Raw genomic sequence first — 17,723 nt, forward strand, 5'->3', positions numbered from 1 at the left:
ATGGCAGATACACAGGCGGCTGAGAGGACGCAGCAGCTAGGCGCAAAGCTAATTGAAATACGGCGCCAGCTGCACCAGCATCCCGAATTATCAAATGAAGAGTTTGCTACAACGAAGGCGATTCAACAATGGCTCACGGAAGCGGGCATTCGCATCGTCGATTATGGACTGAAAACGGGTGTAGTTGCCGAAGTAGGCGGCAAACACAGCGGGCCTGTACTTGCTTTGCGGGCTGATATTGATGCGCTGCCGATTCAAGAGGAGACAGGGCTGTCTTATGCTTCACAGGCCGCAGGGAAAATGCATGCTTGCGGGCATGATTATCATACCGCTTCTCTCATCGGTGCAGCCTTGCTGCTGAAGCAGCGCGAGGAGACGCTGGCGGGAACGGTGCGCCTTATTTTTCAACCATCTGAGGAAAAGGCGACGGGCGCGCAGGCGGTCATTGCAAGCGGCGCGCTTGAAGGTGTGGGGGCGATTTATGGGATTCATAATAAGCCGGATCTGCCCGTCGGGACGGTTGGGATTAAGCCGGGACCGATAATGGCAGCAGCCGATGGCTTTGTTGTTGAGGTGACAGGCAAGGGCAGCCATGCCGCTGTGCCAGAGGCAAGCATCGATCCAATTGTGACGGCGGCGCATATTGTGACGGCGCTGCAATCGATCGTCAGCCGAAATGTCAGCCCGCTGCTCAGCGCGGTCATTAGCGTGACGCGCATTCAAAGCGGCACTGCCTGGAATGTCATAGCGGAAAAGGCCGTCTTCGACGGGACGATTCGCACCTTTGACGAGCAGGTGAGGCAGCATGTGCTGGAGCGCTTCAAGCAGGTGGCGGAAAATGTAGCGGCTGCGTTCGGCGCAACTGCGGCGGTACGCTGGATTAAAGGGCCGCCAGCGGTTCAAAATGACGCTGCTTTAGTAGAAGCCGCAATCGCAGCAGCTCACGATTCGCTGCTGAATGTCGTAGAGCCGCTTCCGTCTTCTGCGGGCGAGGACTTTGCCTATTATCAGAAGCAAGTGCCGGGATTGTTTTTTTTCATGGGAACAGCGGGCCCGCAGGAATGGCATCATCCGGCCTTCGATATTGATGAGCAGGCGCTGCCGCTGACTGCTGCTTATTTTGCCAATCTCGCAAGCCGTTATTTGGAATCGTTCGGCGAAGCGAATGAACAATAAACGTACGGAATAACTCAGGAGCGAGTAGATGTCGCCTTATAGATGAAGCGGTCAAGCTCTTTTTTAACCTATAATTCCGATAAAAATCATGCGAAAGGTGTGTATAGTGTGGCGAAAATCAAAGTTGAAGTTCGGGATGCGGTAGCGGAAGACCGCGAGGCGATTTTGCGTATCGTCGTAGCTGCTTATTCGCAGTACGAGGCTGTTATGTCACCAGATCGCTGGCTAGATTATAAGGCGTCTATTATTGAATCGGTTGATAAGGAAGGTCCTCAGGCGCGCATTATTGCGGAGGTTAATGGGGAAATCGTCGGCAGCGTGCTGCTGTTCACTTCTTCGGCTATCGCCTATGGGCGTCCAGAGCTGGAAATTGAGTCGCCGATTATCCGTTTGCTTGGGGTAGCGCCGGAGGCCCGAGGGCTTGGCGTTGCGACTGAGCTGATCAAGGAAAGCATTCGCCGCTCGCTCGCACTAGGAGCTTCCACGCTGCATTTGCACACCTCGGATTTAATGGCATCGGCGATCAAGCTTTATGAGAAGCTTGGCTTTGAACGGGCGAAGGACAAGGAAATGTACAATGGCGATGTTTTGGTGAAATGCTACAAGCTGCAGCTTCAGGAAACGGCATTATTGTCTTCATAAAAATCCGGAGGAGGAATCGGTTATGGCTAAGCGTAAAAAAATCAAATTAGGTGCGATTGTACATGGGGTTGGCGGTCACGTTGGGGCTTGGAGACATCAGGATGCGGTGACGGATGCTAGCGTTAATTTTGAATTTTACAAGCAGCAGGCACAGAAGGCGGAAGCAGGCAAGTTCGATCTTGTATTTATTGCCGATGGACTCTATATTACCGAGCATTCGCTGCCTCATTTCTTGAATCGCTTTGAGCCGCTGACGATTCTTTCCGCGCTCGCGGCGGTCACGTCGAAGATCGGCTTGGTCGGCACACTGTCGACGTCCTACAGCGAGCCGTTCACCGTAGCGCGGCAGTTTGCTTCGCTCGATCATATTAGCGGCGGGCGCGGCGGCTGGAATGTCGTAACCTCTCCGCTTGAAGGCTCGGCGAAAAACTACAGCAAAGCGGATCATCCGACGCATCCGCAGCGCTACCGCATTGCCGAGGAATATTTGGAGGTAACACGCGGCCTCTGGGATTCGTGGGAAGATGATGCTTTTGTGCGGAATAAGGAGTCGGGCGTATTTTTTGATCCGGAGAAGCTGCATCGTCTGAATCATAAAGGCGAGTTTTTCTCCGTTCAGGGGCCGCTTAATATCGCCCGCTCGAAGCAGGGCCATCCTGTTGTATTTCAAGCGGGGTCCTCGGAGGATGGACGCAATTTGGCAGCGAAAAGCGCCGATGCTGTATTTACGGGGCATGAATCGTTGGAGGAAGCAAAAGCCTTTTATCTCGATGTGAAAACTAGAGCGGCAGCGTACGGTCGGTCGGCCGATGAAATTGGCATTTTCCCTGGCATTTCTCCGATTATCGGACGCACACAGGAAGAAGCAGATCGCAAATACGAGGAGCTTGCAAGTCTCGTATCGATTGATAAGGCGCTGCAATTTTTGGGCCGGTTTTTCGAGCATTTCGACTTCTCGCAATTTCCGCTCGATGAGCCGTTCCCGGACATTGGCGATCTCGGCAGCAACAGCTTCCGCAGCGGCACAGACAAAATCAAGAGCAAAGCTCGGGAGCACGGCTTGACACTGCGTCAGGTCGCGCTCAGCGCAGCAACGCCGCGCACCGACTTTATCGGTACGCCGGAGAAAATCGCTGATTTAATTCAGCGCTGGCATGAGGAAGAGGGCGCCGATGGCTTCATTATCCATTCCTCCGTGCCTAAAGGGCTGGATGACTTCGTTGATCTAGTCGTGCCGATTTTGCAGGAGCGGGGCATCTACCGAACGGAGTATGAGCATGATACGCTGCGTGGCAACTTGGAGCTGCCAATTCCTGAAAATCGCTATGCCGCAAAGGCGCTAAGCGAAGCTTAAAACCGCACTTATGAGCAGTTGATAGGATGAAAAGAATAGTAAATGTGTTTGTATCATACACGAGTACCCGCATGCTGGACATTTTAGAAGTGTTCACTGTACGGGGACTCGTGTATTTGCTATTTACACTCATTCTTTTAACGATCCCCGGTATGACTTCCGTTCACTAGAGGATCATTTGGTTAAGCATGTGTGGGCCTTGCCGTTCAATGCAGGCTTATGCCTGATTCATTTATTATGAGCTGAACTTGCTTAGCTGGGTTTGGAGGTCTTGGATCAATTGCTTTCTATAATCCGCACGAAGATCAATCTCCGTAGTAGAATCGCCTGACCATTCATCGGCATCCAGATCTACATCCGCATCAGCAGCTATTTGCCATGCAAAGGGAGGCAGCACACCGCTCAGCGCTCTAAGCATGGGAGGCAGCCCAACGCTTGCTTCCGTGCTTTCACTTGCAGCTTGCTCAATTAACTCAGACCTGTCTGGAAGCGGTGGCGGCTCTGGGCGATTGCTTTCCAATAGTTCCGTAATCGTATCAAGCAGATTCAAAATCTCCTCATCCGTAGCGCTAGATAAATCCACTTCAGACACGGCATTTTTAATAGCGGTAAGCAACGTACTATCCGTATGATCATTGCTAATTTCGTCTTCCTCATTTTTATCGGTTAGATCGATATTCCCAAGCTGTATTTGTAAATCCGTCAGCAATGAGCGGATTTGCTCGGTCGTCAGCTCTTTCGCTGAAAAAGCTTCCTCAGAAGGGGCAGGCGGAGGCCCCTGTGGAGGAGCCGGCCTATTAGCATTCATGGTTTGCTTCATTTCGTCGAACAAATTCGTAATTTCCTCATCGGCAGCTGTGGACAGGTCGATGCCGGACAACGCATCATTCATCAGTCCTAATGGGCCGCCGTCTGTATCCGTCCCGAGTGTCGAACCATCATCGCCCTGTTGGAAGGCAAGAGATGCATGCAACTGCCACTGCAAATGGACCAGAATGGATTTTTTCTGTTCAGTCGTTAACTCGCTTACGCTGGAGTCTGGGCTGTATATTTCTGTTGTACGGGCATATTGCTGCTGATAACCGCTCATATAACCCAGCATTTCTTGGCTGAGCTGCAGGGAGTCGGCTGATTTCTTTTTATCATCGCTTTGAAGCTCGGATTGCTTGGCTGCTGTGCTGGATTGATCAAGCAACGATGGCTGCTGCAACGAATTTTTATAATACGTATTAATGGATACAGACATATTCCATTCTCCTTTATCATTATCACTGCCGGCAGGCCCACGATTTACGTATCGGCTAGAAAGCTGAATAGAAGCTGAAGCTCCGCTGAATGGCAGCTTAGCGTTTTAGAAAATAGCACGTTAGCTAGTCCCCTAGTTAAAGCAAGCACGCCTATTAAACGACCGTTTTTTGGAGAGGGAGACTGCTTTTTCTGTTAATGAGGCACCTTGCAAAAAACGGAAATAGTGATAAAATAGTAGCGTTTACAATAGGGGCGTTAAAGCCATATTGGGGAGGCAAAGCATGTCCAGATTATTTCAGACCAATACGATTCGAAAAGTAAGAGAGCTCGGCGGTATGTGGGATTTTGTTACGGTGCCGGATGGGGAAATTCAGCTGGAAGCATTGGAATATCGATATAAGCTAGCCGTTCCGGGCTGCTGGGAAACCCATCCGGAGCTGCTGACATACAGTGGCAGAGGCGTTTACCGCACGAAGGTGACCGTGGAAAAAAGGACGTCGCTTCGCCTTGTTTTTAAAGGCGTCAGCCATACAGCTAATGTGTTTTTTGACGGGAAGCCGGTTGCCCGCCATTATAATGCGTATACGGCATTCGATGCCGTCATTCGCGATGTTGAAGCGGGCACACATGAGCTTGCCGTGCTCGTGGATAATTCTTTTAGCGAAGCGTCGTCGCTCCACGTTCCAAACGATTATTATACATACGGCGGAATTATTCGTCCTGTCATGCTGGAGGAAATTCAGGAGCTGTTTGTTGAGCGCCTATCATTTACCCCATTGAAAGGGGTAAATGCAAAAACAGAAACAAAAACAAAGATAGGATCAGAAATAGGATCAGATATAGAAATGGAAATGGAAATAGAATCCGAATCGGAAGCAGAGCAGCAAAGTGCTGGCAGCTGGCAGGCAGACATTCGCGCTTGCATCCGTTATCCGGCGCTATCGAAGAAGCATACGCAGGTGCAGCTGACTGCTAAGCTGACGGCAACGATTGCAGGGCAGACGCTGGAGCTTGGCAGTGTAAGCTTGCAGCCGGGAGAGACGGTCACAGTAGGCGGCGTTTTCAGCATTGATCAGGTGCAGTCTTGGTCGCAGGAAAATCCGGCTTTGTATTTGCTGCAGGTTTTGCTGCAAATTGAAGGGCAAACGGCTCCTGTCGATGATTTGGTGGAACGCGTCGGCTTCCGTACGGTTACGACGGAGCGTGGACGCATTCAGCTGAACGGCGAGGATATCGTACTTCAAGGATTTAATCGCCATGAGGATCATCCGCTGACGGGGTCATCATTCCCGCTGCCGCTCATGGCACAGGATTTGCAGTTGATGCTGGATATGGGCGCTAATGCGGTGCGTACGAGCCATTATCCGAATGATGAGCGGTTCCTCGATTTATGCGATGAGCACGGCGTGCTCGTATGGGAAGAAAATCATGCCCGCGGCTTGTCGATTGAGCAAATGCGCAATCCAAATTTTATTTGGCAGTGCGAGCAGGTTAATCGAGAGATGGTGGAGCAGCATTATAATCATCCCTCGATTGTCATTTGGGCAATTCTGAATGAATGCGCCAGCGACTTGGAGGAAGGACGCATTCACTACAAACGGCAGCTGGAGCAAATTCGGGCCATGGACAGCAGCAGGCCGCTAACGTTTGCCTCCCATCACCGCGAGAAGGAAATTTGCTTTGACCTGGCGGACATTGTGTCATGTAATTTGTATCCGGGCTGGTACGGCGATGAAGATCCAGGCGAGCTGTGCGATGCGGCGCGAGGCTGGGCCGATGCCGCAGGCGGTGCGGGCAAGCCGATGATTATGAGCGAGTTCGGCGGAGACGGCCATTATGGCTTGCGCGACCCGAACCGGGTACGCGGCACGGAGGAGCGCCAGGCGGATATTATAGAAGCGAATTTGCAGGCGTACACCTCTCGGGAGTACATGTCCGGCATGTTCATCTGGCAGTTTTGCGATTGCCGGGTAACCGAGGGCACGGGCTGGCTGCTCGCCCGCGCTGGTACGCAGAACAGCAAAGGCATTGTAGACCGCTATCGCAGGCCAAAGCTGGCGTATGAGGTTGTGAAGAAATATTTTCGCGGGAAAGCTAGCTTATAAGGCAAGAGAGACTAGTAAATGAAAGTGATTTAGCACAGGTATGGAGACATCCAGCTAAATAGGATCACCATTAAAGCGATGGAGTTAAACGGCGTGCTGCCGTTTGCTCCATCGTTTTTTTATGTGATTAGGGCGTGTATGTGAACGTAAGCGAGCCAGATGCTGATTGATTTTAGCGTCAAACGCATTCCCGCCGCAGTATCGCAACCGAATCCGGTATACTCCCTGCCCAATGATGGACTTGGCGGACACAGCAGCCGCTATTTCAACAAAATCACGGGTTATGGCACAGTCCGCGGACTCAGGAGCAGCTAATGCGCTGCCAACAGCCAATTTGACGGGATAATGAGGACGATAACGGATTTCCTGTCCGCTTACGGCCTGAAATCGGAGCAAAAGCCAGAATAGCGGAACCTCAGTCCGCCAAAAAAAGGGAGCGTTCCCGAACTGCGGGGTCTCAGCCACAGTGGTTTCAGTAATAGTAATCTCAGCAACGCACCTATCCGGCTGTCCCCAGCCTTAACTCGGTATACGAGGTTTGTCTTGAATAAGCAAGAAGTAAGCACTAAGTAAGCACTAAGTAAGCAGCAGGCCAACTCTGGTTTGCATACACATCCTAGTCAAATACTTAGTTTTAGTTAGGATGTTCAGCTTCCCTTTTTCAAGTTTTCACGCGAGTTTTAAGTGATTGTTAAGAGGGATTTATTATATTGGAGGTGTAATGGCGAAATTGTAGAGAACTTGATAACTTGAGATTTCAATTGGGCGTTTGAAGCTTTTCAGGCGGCATCTATGTTTTAGGAGTCTGTTCTCCACGCCTTTTGTCCTCACCAACTCAGGGGCAGGCGGGATTTCATCGTTGTGCAAGCTGTAATCAGCGGCGGCGGATGTTTTAAAGGATAGACAGGGCAATTCGAGAATGAGAAAATAAAGGAAGCACAGCCTTAAATAGATACGAACGCTATGAAGTTAACCTATGACCGTAAAAATAAACGATTATCGCAAGCAAGGGGGGCTGAGGTGCGCCACATCAGAACAGATCGCTTTCTACTGGGACTTGGCATCATGACGCTGCTCCTCGCGCTAGTTTTATTGCAGCAAATGATAGGCTTCCGCGAGACGCTCACGGCGAAGCAGGGCATTTTAACTTTGCCTAGCGTGGAATGGCTGGATAAGCGAGTCGTTTCCTTGGATGGGGAGTGGGCGTTTTATCCGAATCAGCTGTTGTCGCCAGAGGAAATTAGGCAAGCAAAGGACAGGCCCGTTATCATTCATGTGCCAGGCAACTGGAACGAAGCGCAGCATAATAATGGTGATTTAATGACTGGGAAAGGCTATGGAACGTACCGGCTGCTTGTGCGAAATGTGCCGCCGAATGAGCCGCTGGCGATAGCCAAACGTTATGTTCGTTTTTCCGATGCGATGTATGTCAATGGACAGCTGCTCGGGCGATCTGGCCAGCCAGGGAGTTCTGTTGAAACCTACCAACCGCGCAATGTGCCTTATACGGTGTATTTTCACTCGGAGGGTACGGAGATTGAAATTGTGCTGCAAGTGGCTAATTTTGATTTTCATAGCGGCGGTATTAACGGTGCCATTGATCTGGGCCTTAGTCAGCGTATCGAAGCGAGAACGACCCTGCAGTCTGGGCTTGAGTTATTAACGATAGGCATTGTCCTGATTTTGGGGCTTTTGTTTTTTTATTTGTACTTTCGTCTGCATCGAGATGGGCTTCAATTGCTGTATGGGCTGTTCTTTATTGGTTTCGCACTCATTGTATTTACAAATGGGGAGCGGCTGCTGCTGCAGTTTTTTCCGGAAATGCCCTTTGAGGCTGCCTTCAAGCTGAAGTATATCGCGGTGTATAGCGTACCTGCTGTTGTATTTGTTATTGTATCGCGAATTGCAGCACGGCTAATGATTCGGAGATGGCTGCAGGCTGCAAGTGCTTTATTAGCTCTATATGTGACTTTGATTGTGCTACTGCCGTTTCACATTTATTCGTATGCTCAAGACAGTATTTATTTAGTTATTCTGTTTACCTATGTAGCGGCCTCTGTCATGCTCCTGTCCCAGTATGTGCGGGGCGAATATGGGAGCATCAGCAAAGCGCAGTTTCAATTGCTTATTACATGCGTATGGATGATGCTTATCAACAGCGCACTGGCGATCGTAGTGGTATGGAACCCGATAAGCCAAATTTTGCTCAATGGAGCGACTCTGCTGCTTCTCGGTGCTTTTGCCATGCTGATCGTTTATCAATATGTCAGTGCTTATGATTCCATGCAACAGCTTACTCATCAATTACAGCTGGCAGATAAGGCTAAGGATGAGTTTTTACTGCTAACCTCCCATGAGTTGAACTCGCCGCTGCACAGCATCCTTCATTTATCGAAATCGCTTCTGGGGTCGCCGCTGCGTCAGACGGACGAGATTGGCATACGTGAGAAGCTGCAGCTCATACGCAATACAGCCCACCGAATGTCGAATCACGTAAATGATTTGATCGACATGTCGCGCTTTAAAGATGGCAGCATGAAGGTGGCAATGGGCACGGTTGATCTGGTGTCCTCCATCTCAGTCGTTGTTGAGGTGCTTGGCTTTCTAGCTAATGGAAAAGGGATCGTCCTCATGCGGAAAATCGAGCCCGAAGCCCGCTATATTATGGCCGACGAGAGCAGGCTGCAGCAGGTGCTATACAGCATCGTTTATCACATGATTGGCCGGCGGAGCCATAGGGAGCTTATATTCGAGTGTTTAAAGCAGGATGAAAACGTGCGAATCATTCTAAGGTACAAGCCTCGCTTAACGGAGCCAATAGGCGATAGGATGGAGGAGGGTTTTTCTGCAAAGGAGTCAAGCAGTGTTGCGGCAGGATTGTCTTTTGCCTCAGAGCTTATCCGCTTAATGGGTGGGACGCTTCTCATTCATGATGCGGAGGAATACATTCAAATCGAACTGAAATCTGCAAAAATAGTAGATGGGAAGGCCCTTTCAGAGGTTGCCGCTGCCCGAGCCAAACATGAATGGCATGGGGAACGCAGCCATGGTGGAGCTTCGGCAGTGATACTTATTGCTACCGCAGATCTCGCAGATATGGAGCATTTGAGTACATTGCTTTCTACAGAAGGCTTTCAGATGATGTTCGCGGGCTCCGATACGGAGGCGCAAAAGCTTCTGGAGCGGCAGCGGCAGCCAGATTTGGTTATTGTGGATGCGCTGCTTCCGCCTGCAACAGGCTATGTGCTGTGCAAACGAATTCGAAATGATTTTACCCAAGCCGAGCTTCCGGTATTATTTATTAATATGCGCGGCACACCCGCAGATGTTGAAGCATGTCTGAGAGCGGGTGGAAATGATTTTATTACGCGTCCGCTCGATGCGGGAGAAATTCTCGTACGTGTACATACGCTGCTTGGGATGAAACGGCTGGTCAAGGAAGCAGCGGGCAATGAAATGGCGTTTCTGCGATCGCAGATCAAGCCGCATTTTTTGTATAATGCCTTGGGCACGATTATGTCATTATGCTTTACAGATGGTCCGAGAGCAGGCGAGCTGCTGGGCAGCTTCAGCCGTTATTTGCGCATTCTTTTTCATCTGGATAATTCGGAGGAAACGATTCCGCTCAGCAAAGAAATGGAGCTTGTCCGGGCTTATGTAGAAATTGAACGGGAGCGATTTGGCAGCCGGCTTCAAGTGGAATTTGATGTAGATGACACGCTCCATTCCTGCAAAATTATGCCGCTTCTCATTGAGCCGCTGGTGGAAAATGCGATTCGCCATGGGGTGTCCAAAAAAATTAGCGGGGGAACCGTACGCCTGTCGATTCGAAGGCTTGAGGACATGGTGCAGGTTGTAGTCGAGGACGATGGCGTTGGCATGCCACAGCAGCAGGCACAAGCCTTATTGAATAAAAGGGCTGGAGGGCAGGGCATCGGGTTGCAAAATGTACAGCGGCGGCTGAAGCATCTGAGTGGACAAGAGCCTTCCATTACCAGTGAGCCAGGCGCAGGTACAAAGGTAACGATTATGTTTCCATTCCAGTAGTGGAAGGAGAGGAGTATCGCGGTGCTGCAGGCGTATTTGGTAGATGATGAGCTTCATGCGTTAAACATTTTGGGAATTTTTCTTGCTCGCACCGAGAAAGTGACCGTCGCGGGACGATACAACAACGGCTTTGAGGCGCTGGAAGCGCTGCGGCACAAGCGGCCGCATATTTGGTTTCTGGATATAGAAATGCCGGAAATGAGCGGCTTGGAGCTGGCCGCCTACATAAATGAGGCTGATCCCGATGCAGCTATTGTTTTTACAACCGCTTACGATCATTACGCTGTAGCGGCTTTTGAGCATGAGGCGATTGATTATTTGCTGAAGCCGATTGAAATGGAGCGTTTGTCCCGAACCATTGACCGACTGACAAGGGACAAGGGCGTGAGGGGGCAATCCGCTGCACTTGATCTGGAAGCTGGCTGCAAGGAAGAACTCATCGTACATATGCTCGGTGTATTTCATGTCCAATCTGCAAACGGCATGCAGCTGACGTGGCGGACGGCCAAGGAGAAAGAACTGTTTGCTTATTTGCTGCTGCATGGTCATATGACGTCGGGCGTTCACCGTGATCGCATCATTGCAAGCCTCTGGGCTGACGAACCGTACGAGAAAGCTAAAATCTATTTGCACACCTGTGTCAGCCTGCTGCGGAAAGGCTTGCGGCAAATCGGCATTGAACAGATGGTCAGCTATAAAAACGAGCAATATCGTCTGGATATGAAAAGGATTAAGGCGGATGTATTTGCTTTTATATCCGCTTCTTTAGAGCTGCAGCCTCCTGCAGAGACATCTATTGCGCAGATGGAGCAGACGTTGCAGATGTATGGGCAAGAGCTGCTTGCCCAAGAGGAATATGATTGGGCTGTAGAATGGCATCAGCGGCTGGAGCATTTTTCAATGGAGTGGCTGCTTAAGCTTTCATCCCAATATCTCGCTCAAAAAAATGGGAAAAAGGCAGCTGAGGCTGCGGAGAGCGCAATTATTCAATCGCCGTATGAAGAAGAAGCTTATCGCTGTGCGATGCACGCCTATTTGTTCATGGGCGAGCACCATCAAGTGCATCGCGTCTATCGCAAACTAAAGGAGCAGCTGGCTGAGCTGAACATTCAACCCTCTGCGCTCTCGCGGCAATTGTATGAGCAGATCGAGGTGTGACGGTCGTAAGAGGGGCGTAGTTTTTTTAATATATGTTTGGAGGATTACGATGATATGAAAAATAAAACGTTGATTCTTTTCAGTATAACTATACTTATTATCCTGATTGCTTTTTTTGGCTTTGGCAATCGCAATGCGCCAGAGCAAGTTGCTGTTCCTGCTGATCCCGTACCAACTACAACTGCAACTGCAAAAGCAAATGCAGCCTCGACAGCAGCAAGCATTCAAATGACGGAGAGTGTGGATCAGGCGGCAAGCGCAATATCTTACAAAAAAGAACTGATTGCCCTAACTAATCAGAGTGGTCAAAGCGCCTATACGGGGTCGCTTACAACGATGCCGGCGGACGGCAAGGTTTTGAGCATTTCCGTAGAAAACAAAGGGGACTCTACGATTTATTTGAATATTAAACGGAATGAAGAAGAGACTGTGACGGCTAAGCCTATCCGCAAAGGCGAGCAAATTACGCATACCTTTGAACAATTAGAGGCTGATGGCATGAGCGGGGATTGGTCCATTTATGCCTATAGTAAAATTGGCGCGGCTATGAATGTGAGTGTAAGGGCAGGACAGCTCTAAGGCTTAAGCCTACAACTGCTGCAAATCCTTCATCAACCACTCGTCTGATCCATCGCGAGATAAAAACCATACATGGGTAAAGCGGCCTTGCGGCTTATAAATGAGCTCCTTGGCACGCAAAATGTCGGACATGCCGAAGGCGGGGGAAGCATTTCGAATAATTAACGCGATCGGATAAGCAGTCGCGTAATTGTTTATTTTCATTTCCTTCGTCTGGATACGCTTGTTCAACTCGGCGATCAGCATTTCGACAACCTCTTGATTGAGATTGCGCGATTGGGAGCGGCCCAGCAGCCTTTTCGCTTCTTCGGAGTCATAGAACAGGTGGGTAATTTCAACGCCGATCATGTGATGGTTCCGATGCTGAAGCACGGCATCCGGTCGTTCGCGCTGATAGAGGAGCCGGAGCTTGCTCTCATAATTATGGTTGTAGAGATTGATGAAAATGCGGACAGCGGTGCGTTCGAGATCTCTTTTTTCCTGGTAGCCCTGCAACGGAATTCCCCTATCTGCTACCTCTCCGAGCTGCTAAGCTTCCTTCGGATCGGTTAAATTTGTATGCTTGTTTAGCAAATATCCCCTAAAGCAAATAAGCAATGATGGCCCCAAGCCCTGCAAGCGTACATAAAACGCCGATAAAAAGCTTGAGCTCGCTCCTCCTTGAAAACGGAGTATAGTTCTATAATAACATGATCGATGAGCAGAACTGTAATTGTTTAGTGAAAAAAAGCCTGCTCCTTCCGCGTTCGGATAGGGAGCAGGCTTGATTTTTAGGTTTAGCTTCATGAAGCAGCTAGCTATTACAAATAAACGGCTTTTCCTGTGCGAGCGGACTCATAAATGGCTTCCAAAATTTGCGACACGACATAGGCTTGCTCTGGCGTTACAACCGGATCAGTGTCGTCTTCAATCGCTTTCAGCCACATTCTCATTTCCAAATCGGAGTCGCGGCCGGAATCTGCACCGTCAAAGAAAGCGACGCCTCCGGATTTCAGCTCAATGTCGGTCGTGTAAAGACGGCTGTGATTTTCGCCATTGATTCGCAGTCCGCCTTTCATGTCTGCTCCGCCTTCTGTACCGGACAGCGAGCATTTTGCTTCGTCAATATCCAGTGTGTTCAGCGCCCAGCTGGACTCAAGGGAAATCGTCGCGCCGTTTTCCATGACGATCATGCCGAAAGCGGAATCTTCAACGGTAAACTTGGCAGGGTCCCAAGGGCCCCAAGCGTTGGCTGCATTTTCACGCTGCGACAGCTTGTGGTATGCCGTTCCAAGCACAACCTTCGGCTTGTAGTTGTCCATCATCCACAGCGTCAAATCCAGCGCGTGAGTACCGATATCGATTAGCGGGCCGCCGCCTTGTTTTTCTTCATCAAGGAATACGCCCCATGTTGGTACAGCGCGGCGACGGATCGCATGTGCTTTCGCGTAATACACTTCGCCCAGCTCGCCATTTTCACAAATTTTCTTCAGCTGCTGGCTGTCTGGACGGAAACGGTTATTGTAGCCGATCGTCAATTTTTTGCCAGTACGGCGAGCGGTTTCCATCATAAGCTTCGCATCTGCTGCTGTTTTCGCCATTGGCTTCTCGCACATAACATGCTTGCCAGCTTCCAGCGCAGCGATTGCGATGACGGCATGGGAATCATTTGGCGTACAGACGTGAACGATTTCAATGGTTTCGTCCTTCAACAGCTCAGTGTAGTCGGTGTATACGCGAGCGCCTTCCGCACCATACTTCGCGGCAGCCTCCTGTGCGCGATGCTCTTCAATGTCGCAGAAAGCGACGATTTGCACGCTTTTAATGGTGCTAAGGCTTGGCAAATGCTTGCCACCCGCGATACCGCCGCAGCCGATAATCGCAATACGATGAGTTTTAGACATAATAAAATCCTCCTTGAATTTTGGTTTGAATTTGAAGTACTTCAGCAATTGTTTTAAAAGTCTTCAAAAGGCGACCGGAGTGAAAGGTTTGGATTTGAGAAGCAACAGCGATCGAAAACCAAATCTTTTACGCAGCGGAGCTGCCTTTAAATAGCCTTTTACGCAAACGGGGAAGGCAAAAAGATATCGACTTCCTTTTTCGTCTGAGCAGAACGGATAATGCCATCAATAACGGCTTGATTGCGCACGATTTGGCTGCCCGGGATAGGAGCCGGTCTTCCGTCGCGCACCGCTTCGGCAAAATCCCACACCTTGGCATGGAATAAATCCGTTTGGTGCTGAATAACCGGAATCGGGCTTTCTGTATGATGTCCTTGTACATCATGGAACATCGTGATGGAGCCTACACTGCCATCGAATACGCCGCTCCAAGGGCCGGAGCCGGAAGGCGTAACCTTGAGTCCGGCATTAGTACCGAGAAAGAGGGCAGCGCCGAGCGAGTCCATATGCATCGCCCAAGAGATTTTGAAATTAAGCACAATATCGCCTTCGAAACGAATCATTGCCACGCCGAAATCCTCGACGTCAAACTTATCCGCTTCCTTATGGTACAGCGGGTTCGTGCCAAAATGGTTAGACGTAAACGCCGATACCGTCAGCGGCTTCGGATAGCCGAGCGCATTCATCGCCATGTCGAGCGAATAGCAGCCGATGTCGGCCATCGCGCCAGCTCCGGCAATATCCTTGCGGATAAAGGTTCCGCCTGGCATGCCGCGGCGGCGTCCGCCTCCCGTTTCTACATAATACACTTTGCCCAGCTCGCCGGACGAGATAAGGTCGCGAATGATCGCCATATTCGGGTCATAGCGCGGCTGGAAGCCGATGTTGAGCATATTGCCCGTTTTGAGCGCTGTCTCCGCCATCGTCACCGCTTCTTCAAGCGTGACCGACATCGGTTTTTCCAGCATAACATGCTTGCCTGCATTTAGCGCATCAACCGTCGTTTGAAAATGGGCCACATTTGGCGTGCAAATGCTGACGCCATCTAGCTCCGTGTCGAGCAGCTGACGGTAGTCCTCATAGGCCGCCGCATGGGGCAGTTCCCAGTGCTCGATAAATTGCCCGGCGCGGCCGGGAATAATATCCGCGACAGCGGCAACTTCTACGCCAAGCATTTGCTTATACGCTCTGGCATGGGCGCCTGCGATGCCGCCGCTGCCGATAATTCCGATTTTTAGCGTCTTGGACATGGGGAGTATCATCCTTTACTACATGATGGTCATCTGCTGCGCGCGGTATTCAGAAGGGGTCATATCAAAACGTTTGCGAAATACCGCATGCAAATAGTTGGCATTGGCAAAACCCGTTTGCTGGGCGATTTTTTCAATCGACTGCGTGCTTTCGGCAAGCGCATGGCATACCGCCTTGAGGCGCATGTTTTCGAGTGTGGCACTGAAGGACTGGCCGTCCCCGGCCTCCTTGAACACCCGCTGAATATGCCGCGAGCTTAAATTCAGCTTGTCGGCCACGTCCTCAAGCGTGACCTCGCCAGAGTAGTTGGCCTGTATATATTCCATCGCGAGACGATAGCGGTAAGCCTTCATATCCCGGGTGGGTAAGTGGGCCTGCTCCGGCTCCTTCACCGTGTCATAAGCGCGCACTGCCCGCAGCAATATTTGAATGACATTTTGTCTAATTGTCGTATAGCTGCCCGTATAATGCCGCGAGCAAGCTTCATAAGCTTCCAGAAACAGAGGCATAGCCTGATGCACATCATCGGCCGGAAACAGCGGCAGCGTGCGAAGCTTGCTGATGCAATCATCGGCCTCGGCAATTTCCCAATCATCCGCCTCCGTAACAGGGGAAGGGCCGGGCTGCAATCTGCGATCGATAATATCGACATGCAGGCACAGCTCATCCATAATGTCATCCGGGCTTGCCTCCTGATAATGCAGCACATCAGGTCCAGTCAAATAAAACATGCCTTCGTTCAGCGCATACGGCATATCGACCAGAATAACGGTCCCCTTGCCCTGCGGTATAAAATGAAACTCGAACTCGGCATGCTTGTGAAAGTTGACGATTTTGCCGGGAAGAAACTGGGTCAGGTGAAAACGCAGCACATGAATATCGTAATAGCCCCAGCGGATGCGAAGATCAAGCCTCTCGAGCGCATCCTGGCGCTCACGCATCACTTCATATGGAAAAGGTTGCAATCGCGCCAAACCTCCCTTCAAGCCGTTTTTGTTGAAAAATAATCCAGTAGTCTATTATTGCGCCAACTCATCGATACGAATCGATTTTCCTTCACGCACGGAGCGGTTCGCCGCTTCAACCAGCTTCGTTAATTCAACAGCAAGCTGTACATTTTCCTCAGCTTTTGTATTGTTCACAATATGATCGGCAAATTGGTTGAAAGCGCCTGGGCGTGAGTCTGGCAGCGTCTGCTCCTGCCACTCCTTCGCAGCGTCTTCTCCGTTCAAGTTCGTGCGCAGCAGCAGGCGGTCATCTGGTGTGCCGTACATCAATGTGCCTTGCGTGCCATGGATTTCAATGGTGAAAGGCGAAAAAGCGTTGACGAAGCCTGCTTCAACGATACCGACAGCGCCGGATGCTGTTTTTAGCAGTACAACAGCGTTGTCTTCTACTTCTTTTCCTGTTACATAGCCGTATTGGGCAGATGCTTCAACAGGCTGCTCACCGAGGAACAAGCGAGTCAAATACATCGGGTGGCAGCCCAGATCGATCAAAGCGCCGCCGCCGCATTGCTCCAAATTGTAAAAATGCTCAGGCAGCCAGTTTTTCGTAGCGCCATCATGCGACAATCTAACACGGACAAGCGTAACCTTGCCCAGCAGCCCTTGCGCCAAAATGTCCTGAATCGCCAGCGTGTAGCCAGCATTCAGCCTTGGCAGGGAAACGGTAAGCTTCACATTGTTTGCGGATACTGCTTCAATGACTTCATTCACTTCTTTAAGCGTAGGAGCGATAACCTTCTCCGTAAAAATATGCTTGCCAGCGCGAGCCGCCGCAATGATAACGTCACGGTGGATGTTGGACGGAGCGTCTACGATTACTGCATCAATGTCGCTTGCGAGCATCTCGTCCAAGTTGCTGTAGAAGGGAACGCCTAGCTTGTCAGCCGCCGCTTGGCCGCGCTCTGGAAGCTCATCCCATACCGCTGTAATTTCTGTACCCGGATGCGCCTGCGCTTCCTTCGTATAATCCCAAGCATGTACATGCCAGTAGCTAATTTTACCAATTTTAATCATCTCATCACTTCTCCCAACCTAGTATACAAAATTGAGACATCACAGTAAATTTATCATAGAGATTTCAAATTTATTAGTCTAATTAAGTGACTTTGTGTGTATAAGATTGCGACGTAAATTTTTTCGTTGATAACCTGCAATAATTATGCCTAAAAATACATCCTAGAAACGGAATGTTTTTATTTTATGTAAGGATCGTTGCTTTAGAAAAATAACATTTGTATGATTAAGGAAGTTATATGAGAGGGGTATATGAGGA

14 protein-coding genes are annotated in these 17,723 nt (G+C 50.1%); 8 read left to right on the top strand and 6 right to left on the bottom strand.

Features of this window, described 5'->3' with window-relative positions; genetic code table 11:
• The 3 genes from ASF12_RS31785 (at position 1) to ASF12_RS31795 (ending at position 3,172) form a co-directional block, all read left to right on the top strand.
• Positions 1-1,176, top strand: coding sequence for an amidohydrolase (locus ASF12_RS31785; protein ID WP_056043261.1), 1,176 nt, complete (start codon positions 1-3; stop codon positions 1,174-1,176).
• A 108-nt stretch (positions 1,177-1,284) separates the two neighbouring features.
• The gene (locus tag ASF12_RS31790; RefSeq protein ID WP_235533347.1) at positions 1,285-1,818 is read left to right on the top strand and encodes a GNAT family N-acetyltransferase; all 534 of its coding nucleotides are present in this window, start codon (positions 1,285-1,287) and stop codon (positions 1,816-1,818) included.
• Between the two features lie 22 nt (positions 1,819-1,840).
• Positions 1,841-3,172: an LLM class flavin-dependent oxidoreductase gene (locus ASF12_RS31795; protein ID WP_056043263.1), complete on the top strand. Its 1,332-nt coding sequence runs from the start codon at positions 1,841-1,843 to the stop codon at positions 3,170-3,172.
• A 235-nt stretch (positions 3,173-3,407) separates the two neighbouring features.
• Here the strand turns inward: ASF12_RS31795 and ASF12_RS31800 are convergent, their stop codons facing one another.
• Positions 3,408-4,418, bottom strand: a complete 1,011-nt coding sequence (locus ASF12_RS31800; protein WP_056043266.1) for a hypothetical protein — start codon at positions 4,416-4,418, stop codon at positions 3,408-3,410.
• Positions 4,419-4,701: 283 nt separating this feature from the next.
• Between ASF12_RS31800 and ASF12_RS31805 the strand changes: the two genes are divergently transcribed.
• The 5 genes from ASF12_RS31805 (at position 4,702) to ASF12_RS31820 (ending at position 12,309) form a co-directional block, all read left to right on the top strand.
• Complete coding sequence (locus ASF12_RS31805) at positions 4,702-6,525, top strand: glycoside hydrolase family 2 protein (protein WP_056043268.1); 1,824 nt, start codon at positions 4,702-4,704, stop codon at positions 6,523-6,525.
• Positions 6,526-6,684: 159 nt separating this feature from the next.
• Positions 6,685-6,840 carry a hypothetical protein gene (locus ASF12_RS34940; RefSeq protein WP_155973636.1) on the top strand — a complete coding sequence of 52 codons (156 nt, stop codon included), beginning with the start codon at positions 6,685-6,687 and terminating at the stop codon, positions 6,838-6,840.
• Between the two features lie 705 nt (positions 6,841-7,545).
• Positions 7,546-10,572, top strand: coding sequence for a hybrid sensor histidine kinase/response regulator (locus ASF12_RS31810; RefSeq protein ID WP_056043271.1), 3,027 nt, complete (start codon positions 7,546-7,548; stop codon positions 10,570-10,572).
• Between the two features lie 21 nt (positions 10,573-10,593).
• Positions 10,594-11,730: a response regulator gene (locus ASF12_RS31815; protein ID WP_056043274.1), complete on the top strand. Its 1,137-nt coding sequence runs from the start codon at positions 10,594-10,596 to the stop codon at positions 11,728-11,730.
• Positions 11,731-11,784: 54 nt separating this feature from the next.
• Positions 11,785-12,309 (top strand): hypothetical protein, encoded by a 525-nt coding sequence (locus tag ASF12_RS31820; RefSeq protein ID WP_056043276.1) that lies wholly within the window; start codon positions 11,785-11,787, stop codon positions 12,307-12,309.
• A gap of 9 nt (positions 12,310-12,318) precedes the next feature.
• On the opposite strand, the gene ASF12_RS31825 is transcribed toward ASF12_RS31820, so the two are convergent.
• The 5 genes from ASF12_RS31825 to ASF12_RS31845 form a co-directional block, all read right to left on the bottom strand.
• Positions 12,319-12,804, bottom strand: coding sequence for a hypothetical protein (locus tag ASF12_RS31825; RefSeq protein ID WP_056043277.1), 486 nt, complete (start codon positions 12,802-12,804; stop codon positions 12,319-12,321).
• Between the two features lie 305 nt (positions 12,805-13,109).
• On the bottom strand, positions 13,110-14,192 hold the full coding sequence (locus ASF12_RS31830) for a Gfo/Idh/MocA family protein (RefSeq protein ID WP_056043280.1): 1,083 nt from the start codon (positions 14,190-14,192) through the stop codon (positions 13,110-13,112).
• A gap of 158 nt (positions 14,193-14,350) precedes the next feature.
• Positions 14,351-15,442: a Gfo/Idh/MocA family protein gene (locus ASF12_RS31835; RefSeq protein WP_056043283.1), complete on the bottom strand. Its 1,092-nt coding sequence runs from the start codon at positions 15,440-15,442 to the stop codon at positions 14,351-14,353.
• A gap of 18 nt (positions 15,443-15,460) precedes the next feature.
• A complete protein-coding gene (locus ASF12_RS31840; RefSeq protein WP_235533348.1) occupies positions 15,461-16,408 on the bottom strand; it encodes an AraC family transcriptional regulator in 948 nt (315 codons plus the stop codon).
• A gap of 54 nt (positions 16,409-16,462) precedes the next feature.
• Positions 16,463-17,464, bottom strand: a complete 1,002-nt coding sequence (locus ASF12_RS31845) for a Gfo/Idh/MocA family protein (RefSeq protein ID WP_056043285.1) — start codon at positions 17,462-17,464, stop codon at positions 16,463-16,465.
• Positions 17,465-17,723: the final 259 nt, after the last annotated feature.

Source organism: Paenibacillus sp. Leaf72 (assembly GCF_001422685.1).
Classification (GTDB): domain Bacteria; phylum Bacillota; class Bacilli; order Paenibacillales; family Paenibacillaceae; genus Pristimantibacillus.

Bases quoted from the DNA above. Each gene is read 5' to 3' on its own strand.
- ASF12_RS31830 (WP_056043280.1), bottom strand. From the start codon at position 14,192: ATGTCTAAAACTCATCGTATTGCGATTATCGGCTGCGGCGGTATCGCG.
- ASF12_RS34940 (WP_155973636.1), top strand. From the start codon at position 6,685: ATGCTGATTGATTTTAGCGTCAAACGCATTCCCGCCGCAGTATCGCAA.
- ASF12_RS31795 (WP_056043263.1), top strand. From the start codon at position 1,841: ATGGCTAAGCGTAAAAAAATCAAATTAGGTGCGATTGTACATGGGGTT.
- ASF12_RS31845 (WP_056043285.1), bottom strand. From the start codon at position 17,464: ATGATTAAAATTGGTAAAATTAGCTACTGGCATGTACATGCTTGGGAT.
- ASF12_RS31805 (WP_056043268.1), top strand. From the start codon at position 4,702: ATGTCCAGATTATTTCAGACCAATACGATTCGAAAAGTAAGAGAGCTC.
- ASF12_RS31800 (WP_056043266.1), bottom strand. From the start codon at position 4,418: ATGTCTGTATCCATTAATACGTATTATAAAAATTCGTTGCAGCAGCCA.
- ASF12_RS31820 (WP_056043276.1), top strand. From the start codon at position 11,785: ATGAAAAATAAAACGTTGATTCTTTTCAGTATAACTATACTTATTATC.
- ASF12_RS31835 (WP_056043283.1), bottom strand. From the start codon at position 15,442: ATGTCCAAGACGCTAAAAATCGGAATTATCGGCAGCGGCGGCATCGCA.
- ASF12_RS31785 (WP_056043261.1), top strand. From the start codon at position 1: ATGGCAGATACACAGGCGGCTGAGAGGACGCAGCAGCTAGGCGCAAAG.